This is a genomic window from Luteolibacter rhizosphaerae, assembly GCF_025950095.1.
GTDB classification, from domain to species: Bacteria; Verrucomicrobiota; Verrucomicrobiia; order Verrucomicrobiales; family Akkermansiaceae; genus Haloferula; species Haloferula rhizosphaerae.
In genome coordinates this window covers 98,751-116,988 of the sequence record NZ_JAPDDR010000001.1, presented here as the reverse complement: position 1 = coordinate 116,988, position 18,238 = coordinate 98,751, and the positions used below count along the sequence as shown (strand labels likewise).

Annotated in this window: 17 protein-coding genes; 9 read left to right on the top strand and 8 right to left on the bottom strand. The window is 61.5% G+C overall.

What is annotated here, in order from left to right; translation table 11 throughout:
* Positions 1-112: 112 nt before the first annotated feature.
* Positions 113-1,708 carry a glycogen synthase gene (locus tag OJ996_RS00445; RefSeq protein ID WP_264510028.1) on the bottom strand — a complete coding sequence of 532 codons (1,596 nt, stop codon included), beginning with the start codon at positions 1,706-1,708 and terminating at the stop codon, positions 113-115.
* A 288-nt stretch (positions 1,709-1,996) separates the two neighbouring features.
* The gene (locus tag OJ996_RS00440) at positions 1,997-3,766 is read right to left on the bottom strand and encodes an alpha-amylase family glycosyl hydrolase (protein WP_264510026.1); all 1,770 of its coding nucleotides are present in this window, start codon (positions 3,764-3,766) and stop codon (positions 1,997-1,999) included.
* A gap of 256 nt (positions 3,767-4,022) precedes the next feature.
* Between OJ996_RS00440 and OJ996_RS00435 the strand changes: the two genes are divergently transcribed.
* Together OJ996_RS00435 and OJ996_RS00430 are read left to right on the top strand one after the other, a co-directional pair.
* Positions 4,023-4,238 carry a hypothetical protein gene (locus OJ996_RS00435; protein WP_264510024.1) on the top strand — a complete coding sequence of 72 codons (216 nt, stop codon included), beginning with the start codon at positions 4,023-4,025 and terminating at the stop codon, positions 4,236-4,238.
* A gap of 27 nt (positions 4,239-4,265) precedes the next feature.
* Complete coding sequence (locus OJ996_RS00430; RefSeq protein WP_264510022.1) at positions 4,266-5,474, top strand: NAD(P)/FAD-dependent oxidoreductase; 1,209 nt, start codon at positions 4,266-4,268, stop codon at positions 5,472-5,474.
* A gap of 3 nt (positions 5,475-5,477) precedes the next feature.
* Here the strand turns inward: OJ996_RS00430 and OJ996_RS00425 are convergent, their stop codons facing one another.
* From OJ996_RS00425 to OJ996_RS00415, 3 genes are all read right to left on the bottom strand, one after another.
* Positions 5,478-5,867: a hypothetical protein gene (locus OJ996_RS00425; protein WP_264510020.1), complete on the bottom strand. Its 390-nt coding sequence runs from the start codon at positions 5,865-5,867 to the stop codon at positions 5,478-5,480.
* A 7-nt stretch (positions 5,868-5,874) separates the two neighbouring features.
* Positions 5,875-6,735 carry a TIGR02587 family membrane protein gene (locus OJ996_RS00420; RefSeq protein ID WP_264510018.1) on the bottom strand — a complete coding sequence of 287 codons (861 nt, stop codon included), beginning with the start codon at positions 6,733-6,735 and terminating at the stop codon, positions 5,875-5,877.
* Between the two features lie 83 nt (positions 6,736-6,818).
* The gene (locus OJ996_RS00415) at positions 6,819-7,322 is read right to left on the bottom strand and encodes a ferritin-like domain-containing protein (protein ID WP_264510016.1); all 504 of its coding nucleotides are present in this window, start codon (positions 7,320-7,322) and stop codon (positions 6,819-6,821) included.
* 894 nt (positions 7,323-8,216) lie between these two features.
* On the opposite strand from OJ996_RS00415, the gene OJ996_RS00410 reads away from it, so the two are divergent.
* On the top strand, positions 8,217-8,735 hold the full coding sequence (locus OJ996_RS00410; protein ID WP_264510014.1) for a fasciclin domain-containing protein: 519 nt from the start codon (positions 8,217-8,219) through the stop codon (positions 8,733-8,735).
* A 159-nt stretch (positions 8,736-8,894) separates the two neighbouring features.
* Entirely contained in the window at positions 8,895-9,335 is a 441-nt protein-coding gene (locus OJ996_RS00405; protein ID WP_264510012.1) for a DUF2383 domain-containing protein, read from the top strand.
* A gap of 4 nt (positions 9,336-9,339) precedes the next feature.
* Here the strand turns inward: OJ996_RS00405 and OJ996_RS00400 are convergent, their stop codons facing one another.
* From OJ996_RS00400 to OJ996_RS00390, 3 genes are all read right to left on the bottom strand, one after another.
* Entirely contained in the window at positions 9,340-10,137 is a 798-nt protein-coding gene (locus OJ996_RS00400) for an SDR family oxidoreductase (RefSeq protein WP_264510010.1), read from the bottom strand.
* A 34-nt stretch (positions 10,138-10,171) separates the two neighbouring features.
* Complete coding sequence (locus OJ996_RS00395) at positions 10,172-12,820, bottom strand: PAS domain-containing hybrid sensor histidine kinase/response regulator (RefSeq protein WP_264510008.1); 2,649 nt, start codon at positions 12,818-12,820, stop codon at positions 10,172-10,174.
* A 122-nt stretch (positions 12,821-12,942) separates the two neighbouring features.
* Complete coding sequence (locus OJ996_RS00390; RefSeq protein WP_264510006.1) at positions 12,943-13,071, bottom strand: hypothetical protein; 129 nt, start codon at positions 13,069-13,071, stop codon at positions 12,943-12,945.
* A gap of 198 nt (positions 13,072-13,269) precedes the next feature.
* On the opposite strand from OJ996_RS00390, the gene OJ996_RS00385 reads away from it, so the two are divergent.
* The 5 genes from OJ996_RS00385 (at position 13,270) to OJ996_RS00365 (ending at position 18,227) form a co-directional block, all read left to right on the top strand.
* Positions 13,270-13,590, top strand: coding sequence for a hypothetical protein (locus OJ996_RS00385; protein WP_264510004.1), 321 nt, complete (start codon positions 13,270-13,272; stop codon positions 13,588-13,590).
* 211 nt (positions 13,591-13,801) lie between these two features.
* Positions 13,802-14,257, top strand: a complete 456-nt coding sequence (locus tag OJ996_RS00380) for a DUF3224 domain-containing protein (protein WP_264510002.1) — start codon at positions 13,802-13,804, stop codon at positions 14,255-14,257.
* A gap of 47 nt (positions 14,258-14,304) precedes the next feature.
* Complete coding sequence (locus tag OJ996_RS00375) at positions 14,305-14,979, top strand: MBL fold metallo-hydrolase (RefSeq protein WP_264509999.1); 675 nt, start codon at positions 14,305-14,307, stop codon at positions 14,977-14,979.
* Positions 14,980-15,100: 121 nt separating this feature from the next.
* Positions 15,101-17,440, top strand: coding sequence for an AI-2E family transporter (locus OJ996_RS00370; protein ID WP_264509997.1), 2,340 nt, complete (start codon positions 15,101-15,103; stop codon positions 17,438-17,440).
* 334 nt (positions 17,441-17,774) lie between these two features.
* A complete protein-coding gene (locus OJ996_RS00365) occupies positions 17,775-18,227 on the top strand; it encodes a response regulator (RefSeq protein ID WP_264509995.1) in 453 nt (150 codons plus the stop codon).
* Positions 18,228-18,238: the final 11 nt, after the last annotated feature.

Here is an 18,238-nt window from a genome sequence, read left to right as displayed (position 1 = left end):
GCGCCCAGCCGGAATGACGAAGTCATTTTGCTACGATGAGTGTCGTAGCACGGGAGGGTGGCTTCGTCCGCCTGAAGGCGGGACTACGTGCCCTTGAACGCGGGCCGATTGATCAGGCGGCCTCGATGCGGCAGGTAGTTCTACGCGGGGCCGAGACCTTGGGAGAAGCGGTCGTCTGCTCGCGGGGTTCGCCGATGGTGCGGCCGGAGAGGTTTTCGTAGATGCGGATGTATTCCTCGGCGGTGGCGCGGGGCGAGAAGCGCTCGGCGCTGTCCTGCATGATGCGGGCGATCTCGCGCTCCTTTTCGGCAGCGGGACGGATGTGGAAGCGGACGGCTTCGTCGATCGCCCAGCGGAGGCCATTGCAATCGTGAGTCTCGAAGACGAAGCCGTTGCCCGTGCGATGCTCCGCATCGAGGAGCTGGACCGTGTCCTGCAGGCCGCCAGTGCGATGCACGATGGGCAGGCTGCCGTATTTGAGGGCAACCATCTGTGCGAGGCCGCAGGGTTCGTAGGCGGAAGGCACCATGACGAAGTCGGAGCCGGCGTAAGCCTGCCGGGACAGACTTTCGTCGAAACCGCAGATGGCGACGCGCTTGTGCAGGCCGTGGTGATTCACAATGTGCTCGAAGTGCGGGCGGAAGGGACCATCCGCGACGAAGACGACCTGCAGGCCAATGCCCCAATAGTCACTCACCAAGCGGTAGAGAATATGCGCAAGCAGGCCGCAGCCCTTTTGCGTGGGATCGAGGCGGGAAGGCCAGAAGAGCACCGGAGCATCGGGGTCCAGTTCGAGGCCAAGGCGCTTCTGAAGCTCGGCCTTGTTGGCGCGCTTGCCCACGCGGTGATCGACCGCGCCGTAGCGCTGCGCGATGCGAAGGTCGCGATCCGGCGAGCAGGATGGATCGGGCGCATTCAAGATGCCCGAGGCGGCACCGAAGTGGTCCTTGCCGCGAAGCACATCGCAGAGCCCCCAACCTGCCGGGTGGCGGCCGTCCATCATCTCCCGAAGGAAACTGGGGCTGACCGTGTTTACGTGATCCGAGGCATGGATAGCGGAGGCCATCATGCTCACTTGGTTCCACGAGCGGCTCTCCTCGTAGGAGGAGGGGTAGTTCTTGAAGTGAAGATTCTGCCAGAAACGAGCAGCATCGATCCCGCGATCCTCGGCTTCCGCCATCGTGGTCAGCTCATCATGGACATTGTGGATGGTGAACAAGCTGCGGATGCCCATGGCTTTGGCAGCGGCTGGAACGAGGCCGGTCATCCAATCGTGGCAATGCACGATATCCGGCTTCACGGCCGGAATGATGTTGTGAATCACCTCCCGCTGGAAGGCGAGGGCCGCACGCCGGTTCGCCTCGGGCGAGCCATCATAGACGGAGCGACGATAGAAAAACTCGCGGTCGTGGCAGAGGTGGAGGCGACGGGAAAGCTTAGCGTCCGGGAAGAGACTGCGGAAGTGCGGCATGGCCACGCGGACATCAATGCCGCGGTCTGCCAATTCGTCCACAAGCAGGGTGCTGATATCGGCCAAGCCGCCCGCCTTTGCGCAAGGAACCGGCTGTCCGTTCCGACCCAAATAGGTGCTACCGTTCAACTCCGGAGTCACGATCAGGATCCGGGGGCGACGGAGTTTGCGAAGAGCAGTGCGCGCCGCCTTTTCGGAAGTTCCGGTGGAGGAGAGCGGCGCGATATTGGTGACCATGACTTGTGATGATGAAGGGGTAGTATGAGGCGCCCGAATGTCCGGCTGCGCTCCAGCTCCAAAAGGAGCCAGCTTGCACAGAGTTCCCCCGGAGACGTGCGCCCGTAACCTAGCTTCCGGCGTGCCAGTTAAGCCGGTGGTCCGGCCTAACTAAGATTTTATCGACTAGCCTTTGCTACTACGTGCTTTCTCGCAGAAGGCCGCGAGGCGTGTATGCAAGACGAGTAGGCATCGGCAGTGCATTGCCGTGCATGGAAGTGCAGCTTGCAAAGGCATCGCACGAAAATCTCAGTCTTGGCTGAGCACCACGAGGGCGTAAGGCGGCAGCTTGAGGCCGCCGATGACGGCGGGGTGCCCCACCTCATCCTCGCGGCCCTCGACACAGATCAGATCCGTATCGCCGAAGTCGGAGCTGTAGCCGGTCCAATCCGCATTGAAACGCACGACCCACTCGCCCGCCGCCGGCAGGGTGAGTTCGTAAAACTCATGCTCGCGATGGCTGAGATTCAGAATGACCACGGTGCTATCGCGCGGACCACCCTCGTGCCAGCGATGCCAAGCGACGACCTTGTTCTCCGCATCGCGGTGGAAGACATCAACATGCTGGCCGGTGAGTCCCCGGGTAATGCCACCCAAATTCCGCCGCATGCGGATAAGATCACGGAAGGCCAAGCGAATGCCACGGAAGCGGCGGGCCTTCTCCCAGTCCAAGGCCTCGCGGTCGTCGAACCAGCCATCTTCAAGGAATTCCTGACCTTGGAAAAGCATCGGCACACCGGGAGAGGTGAGTACCAGACCGGCCGCTTGAAGAGTCCGGCGGCGGGCCCACACGCTGGCGGGATTACCGGGATCGATCTCAGAAACCAAACGCTGGTGACCGTTCGCCACCTCGTCATGAGACTCGGAGTAAATTACGCGGCGGAACGAGTCCCCTTCGCATGAAGGTATGATGGCGGAGACCAAGGCCCCGATGTCGCGATCATCATCCTCCGGTGCTTCAAGCACCGCCCTGACGGGGTGAACGAAAGAAGAGTCCCACTGCGTGTCGAAACCGGCACCTCCCTCCTCTACCCATGCGGTGAGCGCGGTATTATTACCGAGGTCTTCGGCCACTGAAATGATCCGGGGAGAGTGTTGCTTCAGGTCCTTGTTGATCCACTGCAAGACCTGCCAGCCCTCGGGAAGATCGACGGACTCGTGATGTTCGTTGCCCCTCGTACGGCGGATGTAGCTCACGGCATCAAGGCGAAGGCCATCGGCACGGAACTCCTCGATCCACATCAGAGCGTTGTCGCGGAGGTACTGCCGCACCTCATGTCGGCCATAGTCGGGCCGGGTATGGCCCCAAGGAGTTTCCGCCTTCCAGTCGTTGTAGAAGAAGATGCCGCCCATCCCGTTCTCGGACCAGCCATCGAACTGCCAAAGGTCCAGATCGCCGGGGCCGAAGTGGTTGTAGACCACATCGAGGAAGACGGCGATGCCCTGACGATGAGCCTCGCGGATGAGGGTTTTGAGACCGTCCGGACCGCCATATCCTGATTCCACGGCGAAGGGATGGCTGGGGTTGTAGCCCCATGAGGTCGAACCGGGAAACTCGGTCGGAGGCATGAGCTCGATCACATTCACGCCGAGATCCTTGAGATAGGGCAAGCGCCGTATCACCTCACCAAAAGTGCCGGGCCCGCCCTTTTTACCGCAGCCGAAGGTGCCGACATGGAGTTCGTAGACGACCATCTCGTTCAGCGGCGGAGTCTCCCACTCGACGCCCTCCCAATCGAAGGTATCGCGATAGATCACCCCATTGTGGCTATCCGGGTCGATGACGCGGGCCCGGGGATCGATCTTCACCAAGACTTGGTCACCATGAGTGATGCGGAACTTGTATTCCTCGCCTTCTTCCACGCCAAGGGCGCTGGCGCTCCAGATCCCCTCCCCCTCCGCAGCGAGGGGCAGTCCCGGATCGGCCCAATCATTGAAGCTGCCGGTCACATGAACCGCAGCGGCATTTGGTGCCCAGACGCGGAAGTCGGTGCCGCGATCATGGGGAATGGCGCCCATGCCGGGAAGTTTCGAAGGCTGAGGTTTGGAGGAGTTGCGGGGGGCCTTGGGCGTGGAGATCTTCATCGAAGTCTCCCAAGAGCAAGCGACGTGCCCCCTCACGAATGCAGCCAGATCAAGAGATTCGGAGACCGAATCCATGCAATACGCACGGAATGAAAAATGGAAGCGGCTGCGTTCTGCATGAGCGCCGATGCGGAGTCATTCAGTTTGCGCGAGGCAGCGCATGGAACGAGGCTTGCTGTTGTAACCGAACATGAAGGACAAAATTTTTCCAGCCCCCGAGACGCTTGCCGCGCACGAGCAAGCTGCCGCGGAGATCACCGAACTAAGACGAAGAGGCATTCATTGCCACATCGAGGATCATGCCTCAACCGGAGGCACCTGTGATGTGGTGCTGGATCCGGAAGGCCCGGTGGAGCCGGAAGACCCGATGCGACCCAAGCTCCGGCTCATTGGGAGAAACTCCTGATCCAAACCGAACCGAGTCTCCCCCTGCATGGATCTCACATCGGAGCATCCCTACTGGCGCGTAAAAAGCGGGATCATCGCCAACTACCCACCGCTTGATTCCGACCGGAGATGCGATGTCGCCATCCTGGGTGCGGGCATTACCGGCGCTTTGATCGGCGAGACGCTCTGCTCTGCCGGGCATGAGGTCATCGTGCTGGACGAACGCGATGTCGCGACCGGAAGCACGAGCGCTAGCACCGCGCTGCTGCAATACGAGATCGATACCCACCTGATCGATCTAATCGGCCAGCATGGCGAGGAGCATGCGCGGCTGGCCTACCGGGCGTGCTACGATAGCATCGACCTGCTGGAAGAACGCATTGCGCGGCTTGGCTTAGAAGACAGCGCCTTCATGCGGAAGGACAGCGTGTACCTCGCATCGCGGGAGCGGGATGTTCCCGCGCTGAAGGCCGAAGCGGCAGCGCGTCGCCAAGCGGGTATCGAGGTGAACGAGTGGATGCCCGCGGACGTGCACGAGCATTTCGGATTCGTGAAGCCCTATGCCTTGCATTCGCCCCAAGCGGCCGAGGTGGATGCCTACCGGCTCGCCCACGGAATGCTGGCGGAGATCCGCAGGCACGGATGCGGGGTCTACGATCGCACGAAGGTGGAGGCGGTGGACTTCGACCAAGCCGGAGTGGTGCTGAAGACAGCGCGCGGCTGGACCGTCCGCGCGAAGCGGGTGGTAGTGGCGACGGGGTATGAGACACAGTCCCTCTTCGACACAGCGCGTTTCGTGGATCTAAGGAGCTCCTTCGCGATCGCCTCCGAGCCGATGGATGAGGCGCCGGACTGGTGGCGACGCTGCCTGCTGTGGGAGACGGCGCGCCCCTACTTCTACCTGCGAGGCGACAACGACGGGCGCGCGATCATCGGAGGTGAAGACATTCCCTTCCGCAGTCCCGCGGCGAGGGACCGGCTGGTGCCGCGGAAATGCCGGCTGCTGGAGAAGCGGTTCAAAGAGATGTTCCCGGCGACGAAGATGGAGCCTGCCTATGCATGGGCCGGGACCTTCGGCGAGACGAAGGACGGTCTTGCTTACATCGGCACCTACCGGCCGCATCCGCTGTGCTACTTCGCGCTCGGCTTCGGCGGCAACGGGATCACCTACAGCGTGATCGCCGCGGAGATCATCCGGGCGGAGTTGGAGGGCAGGACGCACCCGTATGCGGCGGCGTTCCGCTTCGACCGGTAATTCTCAGGGTTCCCGGTAGCCCCGGATCGATACCTTGGCGGCGGCTGGATCGATGGTCTGCGGGAAGCTCACGCGGCCGGAGCGCACGGTGCCGCGGGGAACGAAATCGAGGGTGAAGTCCGCGGATTCATCGCCCGCCTGCACCTCGATCTCCACATCCGCGGCCAGGCCTTCGCCATCGTTTCGCACTTCGACCACGATCCAGCGGGCACCATCCTGGAGAGCGGTGCCGCCGATCTGCGCGGTCAAGCGAGCCGGTGAGTCCTGCCAGCGGAGAACCTCCTCCGCGAGGATGCCCACCACGCCGAGGACCAGCAGAAAGCTGAGAGCGAAAACCGCCCATTCGAGTGGATTCTTGCCAGCGGGAGGACGGTTGATCGATTTCGCGGTCATGTTCGAGTCAATGTCCCGGGGGACGGATCTGGAGGAGGAGACGCCCGGCGGAAGCACCGAGCACGGCAGGGACAGCGGCGACCACGCAGTAGGCGAATGCGAGCTGCCAAGGGAGGCCATCCAAGCGGCCGAAGAAGTACAAGCAAGCGCCGGCCGCGACCAAGGCGACCGCATAGGTGGTGACGATACCACGGAGGGAAAGCAGCCAAGTATCCCGCGCGACATGCCGATCCGCGCCATGGACCCCGGCGAAGTGGAGCACGAGGGCGCCAAGCAGGATCGATAGTGCCGCCAAGAGCAGAAGCATGCGCGGAGAGCTCTCCATGGCGATCACACCAATCTCCTCCGTGGGGGCGACATTCGCCACGAACAACACGGCACCGCAGAGACCGATGGCGGCCTGGGGCAAATAGCCGCCGGACCAGCGCTCATCGCCCGCCACGCCTTCGTCCTCGGTCCCCTCTCCGCCGAGCTGCGCGGTGCCGACGGAGATGCCGATGGCTACGGTCATGCCTTCCATGACAATCTTCCCGGCGAGCTCGGCCAAGGACATGTCATGGTCGATGCGCCCGGTGAGCCAGAGCACGAGGGAGGCAAGCACGAGACCGAGACCCATTTCCTCGACGGAGTCGATCGCCACCTCGCGCAATGCGGCATCCCGGCGCAGGCCGGCGAAGCGATTGTAGAGCATGAGCACGACGAAGGTGCAGGCGAGATAGAGGAGGATGCGGCCGGGATGAAGGGTGAAGCCGGCCCACCAAACCTCCATGGTGTAGAGGAGCGGCAGCGAGAACATGAGGCCGCCGGCGATGCCGCGGCCATACTCCTGCAGGGACTGCGGGATGCTGCGCTGGTGGCTGAAGTTCAAGCGATGAGAGTCACCCGGAAGATGCAGTAGAAGCCGAACCCGGCAAATGCGGATCCGGCTTCTACAGGAGGAAGGAGGATGGGTCAGTGAGCGGCTTCTTCGTTCACACCATCGCGGAAGAGACCTCCGGAGGCGATCTTGGTGAGGGTTTGGTCGGCGGCGCCCTCTTCCTCGATGGATTTGGTGAGCAGCTTCACGTCCTCATCGTAGCCGAGGCACTCGGCGAAGGCGCGGGCGAGCCCGTACGCGGCGATCTCGTAGTGCTCGACGCGGTTACCCGAGGCGATCAGGACGGCATCGCGAACGCTGCCCTTTTGGGTGTTGGCGATGTGCTTGGTGGCTTCCTTGATGAGACCGCGCATGGCATCGCAGTCCTCGCCTTCCGGAGCGATCCCGTGGAATCCGAAGATCTCCTGTAGGCGGGCCCGCTGGGTGCGGGTTTCATCGAGATGATGGTTGAAAGCATCCCGCAGGGCTTCGTCGGTGGCGTTCGCGGCCATGTCAGGGATGGCGGCGACGAGTTGGGTTTCCGCGCTAAATAGGTCGCGGAGTTGATCGATATACAGTTGTTCCAGGTTGTTGATCATGGCGAGCCACTCTCTCGCAGATGATGTGCCGCCGCGCTAAGACGCGGGAGCTGAGGCACCACAGGATCAAGGCGATCTCCCGGGCGATGCAGGATGCACAAGCCGCCACGGCAGGCTGCAATCTTCCCCTGAGCCCCTAAAATGGAAGACCCCCGGGGTTTAACCCCGAGGGCCCACACCAGCCGGTGTGTTATTCCGGATAGCAGGCGACCAACTCCCCCCAGACTCAGTCGCCACTTTTCCTGAACTGAAAATCATCCCTTTTTCAAATTCCGCAACTGATAATATGAAAAACAAGATCCGCGTATTTACGCATGTTTATAGCATGGCCGCAACCAGACTTGGATCTTTTAACACAACATCCTTGCACGATGGCCACGTATCCACTGCCCGCTTGAGTACCAGTTGTGCCTCATCCCTGAGTCCTTGTAGCAATAGATCGCGACCGTGGGCGGCGTGAAAACCAGCGACCATCATGCGATCCAGCGCTCCCAACTGTCCGAGGCTATGCGCGGCTGATTGGCCGCGATGCCAAGAGCGGGTGGCAACGCAGGCCCTCAATTCCAAGCGCAGAACGGCGGGGGAGATGTGAAAAGCCCGGGGAAGATCCGCGAGCTCCTCCAAGACTTCCTGCCACAATTCCAAGGTAGCGTATCCTTCCGCCGCGCGAAATCCCATGGCGGACCGTAGAGCCAAGCCTCAGGCGGTCAAGGGTTCCCGAACTAACAGTTCCGGAGGATCCCTCCGCAAGATGGATTCAAAAGATCGACCGGCTTTGATGCATCTTCAAGGGGGACCTCGCAAAACTCGGTAAGCGGCACCGATCCGCACGGGGACTGCTGGGAGAAGGAGTGGAAGCAATTGCTTCCATGACCGTCAACACAAGGAGATCATATGAAAACAACATCCATTCTCGCGCTCGCCGCGATCCTTGCCGGCGGAGCCATTCTTGCTCCGAGCACCGGCGGTGCCCCGGAACTCACTCGCCAGCAACAAGCCAAGGGAGTCATGGCGACTTTGGAGGGCGAGCCCGAGCTGACAACATTCACGCGCCTCATCCATCTGTCCGGGATGGCCGAGACCCTGCGAACAGGCGGACCGTATACGATTATTGCACCCAATGACGCGGCATTCCGCACCATGCCGGGGGCAGACATGGATCTGCTGCTCGAACCGGAGAATCGCGATTTGCTGGCCCAGAGGCTGAGCTATCACATCATTCCCGGCACGATCGATCTGAAGAACGTTTCGACCGAAGACCGCACTACCCTCCAAGGCAGCCGGGTGGTGCTGCACCGGGAGGGAAAGACGGTGTGGGTGGGGCGGGGGGAGATTGTGAAGCAGGGTGCGGAGCTAGGCGATGGAGGCAGCATCCACGCGATCAACATGGTGCTGGAGCCCGATCAGGAGTAAATGGTGACCGTGCATTTTTCACAGCGGGATGTCGCGAGAGTGACATCCCGCAATGCTGTACGGACGGCGGGCTTTTTTGCTTCGGAGCCCAAGTTATTGGTTCTTAGTGAAGACAGACTTCTTCACAGGGGGCGGCCCATAAACTGATGTTTAGAATCCATGACCGCCACCTTCGACCAATGCATCGACATTTCGAATAGCCTCCTGAGGGGGGAGCTTTCAGCCGTGGAGACCTACACCCAAGCATTGGGAAAATTTCACCGCGAGCCGGAGCGGTCGATTCTCGAGTCCATCCGCCAGGATCACATGGATAGCGTCGGTCGCTTGAGGGCGCACATCGATGACATGGGCGTGCAGCCGGACGAGAACTCCGGGGTGTGGGGACAGTTCGCGAAGGCGGTGGAGGGATTCGCCAAGGTTTTCGGAGAAACCACCGCGTTGATGGCGCTGGAGGCGGGAGAGCTGTCGGGAATCGACGACTATCTCGTGTCGTTGGACGACCCGGAGGTGATGGATGAGATCAAGGATGAGATCCGCGAGGTGCTGATGCCGCGGCTGGAGGCTCACCTGAGTTCCCTGCGCAAATTGCGGGCGCGCTGAGGGCTCAGCCTTGGAGGAGGGATTGAGCGCCCTCGATGAAGATCTCCGTGCCGGTGATGTGGGAGGCAGCATCGGAGGAGAGGAACCATACGAGGCAGGCGACTTGTTCGGCGGTGCCGGGTTCGCCGTCGGTGAGAGGGATTTCTCCTTCGGGAAATTCGACCGGGAGGCGGACGTCTTCCAAGCCGCGTTTCTCGGTGGAATCGTCGATCTTGGTATCGATGGCGCCGGGGCAGATCACATTCACGCGGACGCGGTCTTTGGCGAGTTCGAGCGCGATCATTTTAGCGAAGGCGACTTGAGCGGCCTTGGTGCAGGCGTAGGCGGTGGCGCCGGTATTGCTGAACATGCGGGTGCCATTGACGGAGGAAACGATGGTGACGGCGGCACCCCGGGCTTTCAGGAGTGGGAGCGCATTGCGGGTGGTGAGGTAGGTGCCACGGAGATTCACGCGGATGGTTTCGTCCCACTCGGCGACTTCCATGCGGTCGAGGGGAGCCCAGACGCCGTTGATGCCGGCGTTTACCAGGAGGATGTCGAGGTGGTTCCACTGCGAGGAGACAGTCTTGAAAGCTTCAGCCATCTCTTGTTCGTCGCCGACATCGGCTTTCACGATGAAGTGGCCAGCTTGCTTGCCGCCGATCTCCGCGAGGGCGTCCGAGAGTTCATCCGCGGTCCGGCCGAGCAAGGCGACACGGGCTCCGGCTTGAGCCAGGAGTTTCGCGGAAGCGAGGCCGATTCCTGAACCCGCACCCGTTACCAGTGCGGTCTTTCCTGCCAGAGTGTCTTCGCCGATTTTCATGGGACCGCCCTGTTTGCAAAGGGCATGCCATGTCTCAGGGGCGGGGATGCAGGCGCTCCATGAGGGCGCGGAGGTCGGCGGGGCTCACGGGCTTGATGAGATGATCGTCGAAGCCTGCTCCGTGGGAACGCAGCTTGTCCTTCTCCTGGCCCCAGCCGCTGAGCGCGATCATGGTCACGCGGTCTCCGCCAGGGAGGAGACGGATGCGGCGGGCCGCCTCGAAGCCATCCATGCGCGGCATGCCCAGATCCATGAGGATGAGTTCCGGCATGCGGGCGGTGGCGGCTTCAAGCGCTTCCACGCCATCGTAGGCGACGGTGACTTCACGGCCTTCCAGTTCGAAGAACATCGCGAGGATATCCGCGGTGCTCTTGCCGTCGTCCACCACGAGAACGTGCTTCAGGCCGGTGGTCTCCTGAGGGGCCGGGGGCAGGAGCGCATCCGGAGGCGGGGCTTCAAGCGAAATTACCGGGAGCCGAACGGTGAAGCGGCTGCCCTTCCCCACCCCGTCGCTTTCCACCTCGATGGTCCCGCCGTGAAGGTCCACGAGCGATTGAACCAAGGTGAGACCGATGCCGAGCCCGTCTTGGCGGGCGGAGTCTTCCTGCTCGAAGAGTTTGAAAATCACTTCGCGGCGGGAAGGGTCGATGCCCTTGCCATTGTCGCTCACCGTGACATAGGGACGCGAGGCAGCATCAAGGCCGTAGGCCAGCTCGATGCGGCCACGTGGCGGAGTGTATTTGGCGGCGTTCGAGAGAAGATTGGATACGACTTGAGACAGGCGATGGGGATCCACGTCAACCGCGATCCGGGCTCCATCCTCCCGCACCACGAACTCGTGATTGTATTGTTGGATGACCGGTTGCGAAGCCTCGACCGCGCTGCGGATCACCTGTCCGAGTTCGACGCTCTCCCTCTTGAGCACGATCTTCCCGGTATTGATGCGGGACATGTCGAGGAGGTCATCGATGAGGTGGACCATTTGCCCGGCCTGGCGCTCCATCATCGCGGCCACTTGGGCGATCGTGGAGGCATCCGAAGACGAGGAGCGGATAACCTCGAGCCCGGTGAGGATGGGCGCGATGGGATTCCGCAGTTCATGCGCGAGGGTGGCGAGGAACTGATCCTTCCGGCGCTGGGCATCGCGCTCCTCGGTAATATCGGTGTGGGTGCCGAACCAAAGGCGGAGCTGCCCTTCATCATCCCGGATCGGGAGCACCTGACAAAGGTGCCAGAGATACTCGCCATCCGCACGACGGAGCGTGAAAGCATCCTGAAAAGAGGAACCGGAAGCGATGGCGCGGTCGAATGCTTCCATCGGAGCGGCACCATCCGATTCACCATGAAAGCCGCGCCAATTCTCCGCATCCGCGCTACCGCGCTCGCTGCCGGTGTAATCGTACCAGCGCTGGTTGAACCAGAAGATACGGCCGTCCGGATGAGCCATCCATGCAAGCTGCGGAATCGAATTCGCAAGGGTGCGGAACAGCTCCTCGCTCTGGCGGACCGCACTCTCCGCCGTTTTGCCATCCGTGATGTCGGTCATCGAGCCGATATAGCCGGCGAACTTCCCGTTACTCCCATGACGAAGGACCGCAGCATCCAGCAGCCAACGGTATTCCCCGTCGTGCCGACGGGCGCGATATTCGACCGGTGCACCGGAGCGGCGCCGATGGGCTTGCAGCAAGCGAGCCTCCACTTCGGGCAAATCATCGGGATGCACGGCGGTGGCCCAATCGGCGATCTTGTCGCGGGTGGGTTCCAAGCCGGTAAATTCGTACCACGAGCGGCTCAAATAGCTGCAAAGGCCATCCTCACCGGCAATCCAGATCATGACCGGGGCATGATCTGCCATGTTGCGGAAGCGTTCCTCGCTCTCGCGCAGGCGCGCCTCGATCTGGCGGCGCTCGGTGACATCCCGGGAAATGGATAACATGCGGGCTGGATCTCCCGGTGATTCGGGAAGCGATACCAAGGCCACATTCCACCACCTACGATGGCCTTTCAGAGTGGGACAGCACTCCTCGAAACCGACGGATTCCCCGCGCAGGGCACCGTCGAATGCAGCGCGGGCCAAGTCCCGTCCATGACCGTCGGGCCATAGATCAATCCAAGAGCGGCCTTCGATTTCAGCCAAGCTGCCGATCTCCATCAAAGCCAGACCCTTGGGGCTCATCCAGATGATGCGGCCTTCGCAATCCAGAATCTTGATGCAGTCCGGACTATGTTCGGCAATCGCCGTGAAGAATCTTTCCGCCTTCCGCAGTGCAAGGTCGGTCTCACGTTGTTCGGTGATGTCCTCAAAGAAAAGGATCAGGCCGCCATCCATCGCCGGCATCGCGTGAGAACGGAACCATACGTGCCAAGGAGGGTGGAAGAACTCAAAGCGCCGGACAACGCGATGAGCCATCGCCGTTCGCAAGTGACCTTCTGCATCGGTTCCGGCGACTCCGGGGTATACGTCCCAGAAGGGTTGCCCCGCCAGTTCCCCACGGCTGCGGCCGCCGATCTCTTCGGCCCGCGGATTGATGTAGGCGATGCGGAACTCCGGATCGACGGTCAGAAATCCTTGTCCTATATTGCCCAGGATCTGAAGCGCCTCCTCTCCCAAGTCGCGTGCCGGAGGACCCGTTGAGGGGTTCGCCGGAAGATCCTGTTTTTCGTCTTCCAAGGGCAAAGCCATCGGCGTGAAAGTTAGAGGTCCGACCGCGCTACGACAAGCTTGGCAGCAAATGCAAGATGCAATTAATCATTATCCCGCAGGCCTCGGCTGTTAGGACAATGATGGATGAATGCCGGGCTGGTTCAGGTGCAACCGCGCAGGAGAAAGAGAATCAGCAGAACCGGAATCGGCACGCCCAGAAGCCAGAGCAAGATCCAGCCGATCTTACCGCTCTCGCCCCGAGCCTGCTTGAGTTTGTTCGGTTTTTTCATGGTAGCTCCCATCTCGCAACGGTCGTGCCATCACGGAGCGGGGAGAAACCGGACGCGTGCAATCCTTGTGCCGAAAGGAAGCGGAGCCGACTGGCGCTCTTTCAAGTGCTTGCGAGACATCCAGCTCGATCCTTGCGTTTGGCACGACACGGGTGCATTCTGTTAGCTAGATCCCCGAACCCCTGACTCAAGTCCCATATGAAAACGTTCCTGATCCTCACCGCGGCCACCTTGGCCACGATCTCCTATGTCCAGCTCGGTGCCCAAAATGCCAAGCCGCCCGCAACCGGAACCACCCTCGCGTATCCTTACAACGCGGAATGTATCATCACCTTGGACCCGCGGGCGGAGCGGCCGGATCTCTCCGCCACCCAAGCCGCTCCTGCAGGTTTCCAACCGGATGGCACCTTGCGCGGGCAACTGATCTACATGTCCGATGAATGGTGCGTGCTGAAGGACGGCTCCTTCGAGAACTGGGTGCCGCGGGACAAGGTTCTGACGATGCGCGCTTCGAAATAAGCCCGCCTATTCCAAGATGGGGTTGAAGGCTCCGACCGGAACCGGTCGGAGCTTGATGCATCCGTGCGGCTTGCACCCGCTTCGCAGAGGGCGATGCACAATGCGAGACGAAGAACAGCCCTCAAGGCCTCCGGGCTCCTCGTATCAAGCTGATTTCAAGCACTCCCTGAATCCCTCAGGCACTTGGTGTCCGCAGTGCTGGAAGGAAGGGATGAGCAACTTCGCGAACGCCGTCTTCACCGTCGAATCTTGGGACGAGAAACCCATCCACGAGAAGACGGGACAGCCCAAGATGACACGTGTGAGCGCGCGTGTGAGCTACCGCGGCGATATCGAGGGAGAGGGAGTGGTCGAGTATCTGATGAGCTACCGCGAGAATGGCTCGGCGGTTTTTCTCGGTATGGAACGCGTGCAAGGAGGCTTGGCCGGTTACACCGGCAGCTTCATACTGCAACACGCCGGTAGCTTCGAAGGCGGAACCGCGAAGTCCACCTTCAGTGTGATTCCAAGCTCCGGTACGGGCAAGCTGGCGAGCCTGCGGGGGCACGGGGAGTATGCTTCCACCGGTTGCGACACCCCGCTCACGTTGCAGTATGACATCGAGGGTGTGGAGGAAGATCGCGAGACGGTGCTGGCAGCACCTTCCCCCTTGAACGCCGGGGCCTGAGCCGGTCCTTGCCAGAATCATCAGCACCCTTCAGAAGCGGGATGAGCATGAACGAGATCGCCCCAGGGCTCTGGACGCTGCGCTATCCGCTTTCGGTGCTGGGCACCGGCCATGGTCGAACCGTGACCGTGATCCGTTTGAACTCAGGAAAACTGATCGTGCACTCGATGGCGCCCTTCACTTCAGCCGACATCGCCGCGATCAGGAGTGCAGGGGAGCCGGCATGGTTGCTCGAATCGATGCTGCTTCACGACACCTATGCCGCGGAGGGGAGAGAGGCATTTCCCGGGATACCTTTCTTGGGCCCGCCGGGCTTTGGAAAAGTGGTGGAGTTCCCGGTGAAGGACTTGATCCCGGCACCGCAGGAATGGAACGAGGAGATCCGGGTGATCCGGCTGGCAGGCGCGCCGAAGCTGGAGGAGCATTTGATCCTTCACCGGCCCTCCCGAACGCTGATCTTGGCCGATCTGATTTTCAATTTCCCGGCTAGCGAAGGCGGCTGGGATCGCTTTTTCCATCGTCACATCGCGGGCTTCCACCGCTACCCGGGGATGAGCCGGATCTTCAAATGGTGCATCAGCGACCGTGAGGCGTTCCGGAAGTCCTTGGAAGAGGTGTTTGCCTCCGACTTCGACCGGATCATCCCGGGCCACGGGGAACTGATCGAGCGAAACGGGAAAGTGCTGCTAGAGCGGGCGATGCAAGATGCAGGGCTCTGGTAAAGTGGTTGCACTATGCAATCCATAGGCGATTGGCGCTATGCAGATTGCAAATTGCGCGGTAGCGGATCCACGTTAGATGGGCCTTGGAAGCGCGGCACCGGTTCTGCGAAGCCCTTTCCAAATGCCCTCCACCTCCCGCCACCCTTCCCTGCCCCCCTCCACTCATCGGCGCTCGGCAGCGGAGGCCCTCATCGGGATCCGGGCCATCGCTCTGAGCTCGGCGCTCATCGCGGGCCTCTACTTCGGCAAGGATTTCCTGATCCCCCTTTGTCTGGCGGCCCTGATCACTTTCCTGCTCTCCCCCTTCGTCACGAAGTTGGAGAAATGGATCGGAAAGGTGGCGGCGGTGATCTTCACCATGGTTATGATCGTGGGCGGCACCATCGGGATGGGATGGATTCTCGCTGCCCAAACGGTGGACCTGGCTAACCAGCTTCCGGGCTATAAGGAGAATATCCGGGCCAAACTACAAGCGGTGCAGCTCCCGAAAGGAGGAACCTTCGACAAGGTTTCGGAAACCATGGAAGATCTGAAGAAAGATCTTCCCGGTGCCATCGCCGAAGCGGACCAGAAAACCCAGGAGGCCAAGGGTGACCCCATGCCGGTGGAGGTGGTGGCGACGCCGGATTCTTCCGTGCTCGGCGAGATTGGCGGGATTTTGACTCCGGTCTTGGGACCCTTGGGAACCGCGGCCTTGGTCCTATTGCTCGCCACCTTCATGCTGCTGAAGCGGGACGACCTGCAGGCGCGCTTAATCCGGCTGGTGGGGCAAGGTCGCATCAGCTCGACAACGCGAGCGATGGATGATGCCGCCGTGCGGGTGCGGAAGTATCTATTCATGCAGTTGGTGGTGAATGTCACCTACGGCATTCCGCTTTCCCTGGGGCTCTACTTCATCGGCGTGCCAAATGCCATCCTCTGGGGCGCCCTGGCGGCGGTGCTACGGTTCATCCCGTACATCGGGCCTTGGATCGCCGCGGCCTTCCCCATCATTCTCTCGCTCGCGGTTTCTCCCACCTGGCTGCCCCCCTTGCTGACGATCGGGCTTTTCGTGGTGATCGAGCTTCTCAGCAACAATGTGATGGAACCTTGGCTGTATGGTTCCAGCACCGGCGTTTCTTCCATCGCGCTGATTGTGGCGGCCGTGTTCTGGACCTGGATGTGGGGCACGCCGGGCCTAGTGCTGGCTACACCGATTACCGTATGCCTGGTGGTCATGGGCCGCCATATCCCGCAGCTTTCCTTTCTGAGCGTGGTGCTCGGAGAAGAGCAGGCGCTTACACCGGCGGAGGATTGTTACCACCGCATGCTCCGCGCCGGGGAACACGACGAGAGCGAACTGGCAGACGGCTTCCTGAAGTCCAAGTCTCTGGGAGAACTCTACGATGAAATGCTGGTGCCGGTGGTCATGGCGGCGGAAGAGGACCACCGCCAAGGACTGATCGATACCGAGCAACGGGATCGCATCGCCACGGCCGTGCGGGATATGGTGGAAGATCTGGGAGAGCGTTTCGCTCCGGAAGCTCCCTCCGAGGATGGGGTCCTGCTCCCTGCCCTGCGGATCCAGTGTCTCCCGGCCCGGGCCGAGAGGGACGAACTGGCGGGGACCATGCTGGCGCACTTGCTACGCCAGCACGGATTCGAGGCAGGTCATTCCCCCGACCGCCGCATCACCAGCGAGTTGGTGTCCGAACTGGGGAGGAAGATGGCCGATCTGGCCTGCATCACGGTGGTGGCGCCATCCAAGCCGATCCACGCCCGCAATCTGTGCCGGAAGATCCGAGAGAGCCTGCCGGAACAGCGGCTGATCGTCTGCCTCTGGAGCCAGGACGGGGAGAGTGCGGAGCATGTGAAGATGCTGAGGGAGGCCGGGGCGGAGGAAGTTTTCCACACGCTCGAGGCGGCGGCCGACTGGTGCGACCGGCTCGCCTTTCGCCTGACCGAGCAAAAGGAGCCGCCCCCCGTGCCGGAGGATGAGGAGGCACGGCAGCTCACCTTGGACGAGTTGGGCTTGGTCAATCCGGAGCGCGAACCGGCGCTCGACCATGTCACGGCAAAGATGTCCCGCGTCTTCGAGGTTCCGGTGGCGGCCATCACCTTGGTCGACCGGGACCGCCAATACTACAAGGCTCACACCGGTCTGCCGGAAGAGCTGGCCGAGGAACGGGAAATCCCGAGGGACCTCTCCGTCTGCGCCCACGTGGTGGCCGCGAACGAGGTGGTGGTGGTCGAGGATCTGAAGCGAGACCGGCGCTTCACCGGAAACCCGATGCTCGTGAAGCACGAGCTGCGATTCTACGCCGGTGCACCTATCCGGGCTGCAAACGGGATGCCGATCGGGGCGCTATGTGTGATGGACACATCCCCGCGGCGCTTCACCCGGCGGGAAAGACGACTGCTCGAAGAAAATGCCGCGGAGGTGGCAAGCGAGTTGGAACGATTGGCAGGCACCGGAGTCTGAATTGCCGTTTGCATCGGTTAGGGCGCAAAAATGCTCTGTTTTGCAATGCGAAAGCCTCTTATCTAACAACTCAATTATTCGATATTCGACTCATCTCCAACATGATCCGAACAAAAGCAAAACCTGAGCACCCCTTCTGCTATATCTTACCGTGTCGCAACCGGGCATCAATGCAGGCTGGGTGTGCCGCCCGCAAGCGACCCACATCAACCAGACCCCGGCGACGCGGACTTCCGAATTTTAGGGCAGCTCGGAATTCTGCAGTCGCCGGGGCGCCTTCTTTCAAGGCATCAAGGTTGATCCGATTTTTCTCCCTGACTCCGGTCGCCCAAGCATGATCACGGAACACCTCCCTGCCACCGTGGAAAGCGATGTACCTACCGCCCCGGCCGCCGCGCCGCCTCCTCTGAAAGTATTGGTCGTGGATGATGGCCGGAATGCGGCCGACATCCTCGCCATGTTCTTTGAAATGGAAGGACATCAGGTGCGGGTAGCCTACGACGGCTTGGCGGCGATCGAGCAGGCCGCGAGCTTCGCCCCGCAACTGATCCTGATGGACATTGGGATGCCGGAGCTGGACGGTCTGGAGGCCGCACGGCGCATCCGGAGCGAGGAGGCCGGGCAGCAGATCGTGATGGTCGCGCTCAGCGGCTACGACCAGAACAGCCACCGGCTGGAGTCCGCCCGGGCCGGCTTCGACGATCATCTGGCCAAGCCGGTGGAGCCGAACGTGCTCCGGGCTTTGGTCGAGCGGTATCGCCATCGTTTCGAGACCGCGCCCGCCTAGACAGTTGCAAG

What these genes read in the sequence shown, in the direction of transcription:
- OJ996_RS00410 (WP_264510014.1), top strand. Translation starts at nt 8,217, where the DNA reads ATGAAAACAACATCCATTCTCGCGCTCGCCGCGATCCTTGCCGGCGGA.
- OJ996_RS00395 (WP_264510008.1), bottom strand. Translation starts at nt 12,820, where the DNA reads ATGGCTTTGCCCTTGGAAGACGAAAAACAGGATCTTCCGGCGAACCCC.
- OJ996_RS00375 (WP_264509999.1), top strand. Translation starts at nt 14,305, where the DNA reads ATGAACGAGATCGCCCCAGGGCTCTGGACGCTGCGCTATCCGCTTTCG.
- OJ996_RS00435 (WP_264510024.1), top strand. Translation starts at nt 4,023, where the DNA reads ATGAAGGACAAAATTTTTCCAGCCCCCGAGACGCTTGCCGCGCACGAG.
- OJ996_RS00425 (WP_264510020.1), bottom strand. Translation starts at nt 5,867, where the DNA reads ATGACCGCGAAATCGATCAACCGTCCTCCCGCTGGCAAGAATCCACTC.
- OJ996_RS00390 (WP_264510006.1), bottom strand. Translation starts at nt 13,071, where the DNA reads ATGAAAAAACCGAACAAACTCAAGCAGGCTCGGGGCGAGAGCGGTAAG.
- OJ996_RS00385 (WP_264510004.1), top strand. Translation starts at nt 13,270, where the DNA reads ATGAAAACGTTCCTGATCCTCACCGCGGCCACCTTGGCCACGATCTCC.
- OJ996_RS00380 (WP_264510002.1), top strand. Translation starts at nt 13,802, where the DNA reads ATGAGCAACTTCGCGAACGCCGTCTTCACCGTCGAATCTTGGGACGAG.
- OJ996_RS00445 (WP_264510028.1), bottom strand. Translation starts at nt 1,708, where the DNA reads ATGGTCACCAATATCGCGCCGCTCTCCTCCACCGGAACTTCCGAAAAG.
- OJ996_RS00400 (WP_264510010.1), bottom strand. Translation starts at nt 10,137, where the DNA reads ATGAAAATCGGCGAAGACACTCTGGCAGGAAAGACCGCACTGGTAACG.
- OJ996_RS00370 (WP_264509997.1), top strand. Translation starts at nt 15,101, where the DNA reads ATGCCCTCCACCTCCCGCCACCCTTCCCTGCCCCCCTCCACTCATCGG.
- OJ996_RS00430 (WP_264510022.1), top strand. Translation starts at nt 4,266, where the DNA reads ATGGATCTCACATCGGAGCATCCCTACTGGCGCGTAAAAAGCGGGATC.
- OJ996_RS00415 (WP_264510016.1), bottom strand. Translation starts at nt 7,322, where the DNA reads ATGATCAACAACCTGGAACAACTGTATATCGATCAACTCCGCGACCTA.
- OJ996_RS00405 (WP_264510012.1), top strand. Translation starts at nt 8,895, where the DNA reads ATGACCGCCACCTTCGACCAATGCATCGACATTTCGAATAGCCTCCTG.
- OJ996_RS00440 (WP_264510026.1), bottom strand. Translation starts at nt 3,766, where the DNA reads ATGGGCGCCATTCCCCATGATCGCGGCACCGACTTCCGCGTCTGGGCA.
- OJ996_RS00365 (WP_264509995.1), top strand. Translation starts at nt 17,775, where the DNA reads ATGATCACGGAACACCTCCCTGCCACCGTGGAAAGCGATGTACCTACC.